Source organism: Vibrio sp. V42_P2S4T144 (genome assembly GCF_009904715.1).
In the GTDB taxonomy this organism is placed as follows: Bacteria; Pseudomonadota; Gammaproteobacteria; order Enterobacterales; family Vibrionaceae; genus Vibrio; species Vibrio alginolyticus.
Genome location: NZ_WXWS01000130.1, coordinates 1 through 2,969, shown reverse-complemented (window position 1 = coordinate 2,969; position 2,969 = coordinate 1). Strand labels below are relative to the sequence as shown.

The window sequence follows — 2,969 nt, the reverse complement described above, 5'->3', positions numbered from 1 at the left end:
CCCTTGGTATCGATATTATTAATTGCAGTGCTCTAGACGGCACAGGCATGGATACGCTGCTTTCTTATGTTAGTGACGGTAAAGTTGGCGTATTTATTGGTCCATCTGGGGTGGGTAAATCAACCTTAACCAATCGACTTCTAAATTACGAAGTGCAGGCGACAAATAGCTTACGCGTGAAAGACATGAGAGGGCGTCACACCACGTCTGGCTCTTATCTGTTTGAGTTACAAAATGGCGGATTTATCGTTGACTCTTCGGGTATTAAAGAAGTTCAAGCATGGGCAACCGAAGAAGACGTAGACTCAGTGTTTGAAGAAATTTCAAGCCTCTCGCATGAGTGCAAATACCGAAATTGCCAACATCAGGGTGAATCAGGCTGCGCGGTACAAGAAGAATTAGAAACAGGCAATATTACACCTGAAAGATACGACAGTTACTTACATCTGAAACAAGAGCTGGCGTATTTAGACAGAAAGAAAAGTGAAAAGTCGAGTTATGTAGAACGAAAACACGATAAAGAATTTGGCAAGCTAGTTAAAACTACATTAAGTCGAAAAAAACTAGTACGACAGGCAATGCAGTAGGCAGCACGTAGTTGTCTATTACTGCTGAATTTACAGTTTTAATTCGAGATTCATAAGGGATTTTACCAATGAGAACACCTCACGAAATACAGTACGAAGCTTTCGCAGCCGCTGGTGGTCTTTACGACGAACGCCACGCAAAATTGTACGCTGATTTTGCTGACAACCTTATCGCAGACGGCAGCTTTTCTATCGTCCATGAAGGTGTGGCGCACGCATGCTATACCCCAATTACGGTAGATGCAGCACCACATCTAAAGTGTTACGTGTTAGCACCATTAGCAGTACTTCCTGAGTACCAAGGTAAAGGCTACGCAACGCGCTTAATGGAAGAAGCAGAGAAACAACTCGATGCAGATGTGATTTTTGTTATGGGGGAACCGTTCCACTACGGCAACCGCTACAACACACCTCACAACGTGTTACCACCAGTGAGAACATTAGCACCACTAGAGTGTTGGTTTGCTCGTGAATTGACACAAGGCGCTTTAGACGGCGTTGGCGAGTCGACTTCTACTTTGACAGGGCCTTACGCTGATCCACTAATGTGGGGTCACCCAAGCGAACAAGTGTAATTATATCAAGGGGCGTATTAGCGCCCCACTCTGAGCATAACGCCAATTAAAGGCATCGTTTCACTCTCACATAGATTAGAAAATATAATGCCATTCCGAAATCTCAGTATGTGTATGAACACTCAGCCTAACTGAATTTGGGGCACAGGCTTTTCAGGAGAAAAGCCTGTAGCAGCTTCTATCTGTCAGCAGTCTATTTTCTCAGACAACCTCAGAGCGTCCTCTAGCTCAACGCCAAGGTATCGAATTGTGTTATCAAGCTTCGAGTGTCCAAGTAAGATCTGTACAGCCCTGATGTTTTTCGTTCTGGCATAGATTAAAGTGGCTTTGGTGCGACGCATGGAGTGAGTACCGTAATAGTCAGCATTCAATCCAAGCTTTGCAGCCCAGCTCCTGATAATTGCTCTATAGAATGAGTAGCTGATTGGTTGCCCAGAGCGGCGGCTACTCGGAAATAGAAAACTGCTTGCCTCTAGGGATGCTGCAAAAATCCATCGGCTAATACTTTGCTGTGTTCTTGGTGTAATCTCACAGTGGACATCGGTGCCCGTTTTTTGCTGGGTGCACTGAACCCTGTCATAGATAACTCCTTGCGAAGAAACATCGTAAACGTGTAACTTTAGCAAATCACTCGCTCTTAACTTGCTATCTATAGCTAGGTTCAGTAACGCGAGCTGCATCAAATCGTTTTCAATCTCCAGCCTAGTTCTGGTCCGCCAGATCTCTTCAAGCTTAAATGGCCTTTTGATGCCACTGCATTTTCCAGAAGATGACTTTCTCATGATGACCTCCTCTCAGTGTTTGTGGTCAACATGAAGTTTGGCAATCATATTTTATAGGGGATGGGTTAGCAGAAACGCCTATGGGAAAAACGAGTTCTCACCCTTCCTAAATTAGCAATTAATGAATACCCCTTGTGTATAGAAAGCCGCTTTGCCTAGTGCTGATCGTGTAGGCTAGGTTTGTACATTGCGAATCATCAGAGCCTACAGGCTCCTTGTACATGAAACGTATCTAGTTAAAACGTAACCCAATTCGCTTTTTCTGAAATTCTTTGATTTGTTGGATGGTTAAGGTTCGCTTCTGTTTGTTTTTTATTTGTATATGACATAACTCAAGCGTTAGTCCGAAAACCATAGCAAAGTACACATAGCCTTTATTGATATGAATGGCTAAACCTTCCGCCATTAGTAGTCCGCCCAATAAAACCAAAAACAGTAAAGCCAATGTTTTAAATCCAGGGTAACGAGTAACTAAGTTGTTGATTTTTTCCGCCGTTAAAATCATAAAAATCGCGGATGTCAAAATAGCAGCTATCATAACTGGCACTTCAGATGTTAAACCAACGGCGGTTATGACTGAATCCATAGAAAAAACGGCATCTACCGCTACAATCTGGAGAAGCACGACGGCGAGTCCAGTCCTAGCTCGAGTCGAATATGACGATGGTGTATGTCTTAACCATGACCAAAGTTCTTTCACACTTTTAGCCAACAAAAAACCACCACCCAATATCATAATAATATCTCGTCCGGTGAACGTTGTATGGGCGAAGCTCAGCAAAGGATTAGTCAGAGACATCACCCACGAAATAGAAAACACAAGACCTATTCGCGTTAACACCGCCAGAGCAATACCTAAATTACGTGCAACTTTGCGTTGCTGTGCTGGGAGTCGTTCACATAGAACAGAAATGAAGACGACATTATCGACACCCAAAACAATTTCAAGGATCAATAACGTTGCAAATACAACCCAGATTTCAGGTTGTAGAAAGAGCTCTAGCATGTGCTTATCTCCTTAATAC

At 43.3% G+C, this 2,969-nt stretch carries 4 protein-coding genes; 2 read left to right on the top strand and 2 right to left on the bottom strand.

Going from position 1 to position 2,969, the window contains the following annotated elements:
- Together rsgA and CAG68_RS04280 are read left to right on the top strand one after the other, a co-directional pair.
- Nucleotides 1–587: ribosome small subunit-dependent GTPase A (gene rsgA, locus CAG68_RS04285; RefSeq protein WP_161440822.1), on the top strand; the 587-nt coding region annotated here is incomplete at its 5' end.
- 68 nt (nucleotides 588–655) lie between these two features.
- A complete protein-coding gene (locus tag CAG68_RS04280) occupies nucleotides 656–1,162 on the top strand; it encodes a GNAT family N-acetyltransferase (RefSeq protein ID WP_054574413.1) in 507 nt (168 codons plus the stop codon).
- Between the two features lie 185 nt (nucleotides 1,163–1,347).
- Here the strand turns inward: CAG68_RS04280 and CAG68_RS04275 are convergent, their stop codons facing one another.
- Nucleotides 1,348–1,944 carry a tyrosine-type recombinase/integrase gene (locus CAG68_RS04275; RefSeq protein ID WP_161440821.1) on the bottom strand — a complete coding sequence of 199 codons (597 nt, stop codon included), beginning with the start codon at nucleotides 1,942–1,944 and terminating at the stop codon, nucleotides 1,348–1,350.
- Nucleotides 1,945–2,176: 232 nt separating this feature from the next.
- Complete coding sequence (locus tag CAG68_RS04270; RefSeq protein ID WP_161440820.1) at nucleotides 2,177–2,950, bottom strand: TerC family protein; 774 nt, start codon at nucleotides 2,948–2,950, stop codon at nucleotides 2,177–2,179.
- Between the last annotated feature and the right edge of the window lie 19 nt (nucleotides 2,951–2,969).

What these genes read in the sequence shown, in the direction of transcription:
- CAG68_RS04275 (WP_161440821.1), bottom strand. Translation starts at nt 1,944, where the DNA reads ATGAGAAAGTCATCTTCTGGAAAATGCAGTGGCATCAAAAGGCCATTT.
- CAG68_RS04270 (WP_161440820.1), bottom strand. Translation starts at nt 2,950, where the DNA reads ATGCTAGAGCTCTTTCTACAACCTGAAATCTGGGTTGTATTTGCAACG.
- CAG68_RS04280 (WP_054574413.1), top strand. Translation starts at nt 656, where the DNA reads ATGAGAACACCTCACGAAATACAGTACGAAGCTTTCGCAGCCGCTGGT.